This window comes from Gilvimarinus gilvus (genome assembly GCF_030518155.1).
GTDB lineage: Bacteria > Pseudomonadota > Gammaproteobacteria > Pseudomonadales > Cellvibrionaceae > Gilvimarinus > Gilvimarinus gilvus.
Genome location: NZ_JAULRU010000042.1, coordinates 1 through 355 on the forward strand (window position 1 = coordinate 1; position 355 = coordinate 355).

The following is a 355-nucleotide window of genomic DNA, read 5'->3' on the forward strand; positions in this document are numbered from 1 at the left end:
ATTAAGCATGTTTGCTTTGGTAGGTATTTTAGGTTTATCAACATTTAGTTGTTTAAATAATGATGACTCAGATTATATGAATTATGGTTTTTTAGCAACAACGGCAATTAATGTTCATGAAGACTCTATTCAGCCAGTAGGAAAAACTACAAATATTCGAGTAACGTACGAAAAAACAAATTCTTGTCAAAATTTTATTCAATTTAGCTCTTTACAAGGAAGTACAACTTTTAAACACAACATTGGTGTTTATGCAAGTCAAAGTAATGGAAACTGCACGCAAAATACTTCGTACGAAACAAAAACTTTGAAGTTTACACCTAAAGAAGCTGGTGAGTACACATTAAGATTTTGG

The 355-nt window shown here is 30.7% G+C and carries 1 protein-coding gene; it reads left to right on the top strand.

Features of this window, described 5'->3' with window-relative positions:
- Nucleotides 1-355, top strand: a 355-nt coding sequence (locus QWI17_RS00210) for a hypothetical protein (protein ID WP_302720493.1), incomplete at both ends; no start/stop codon positions are given.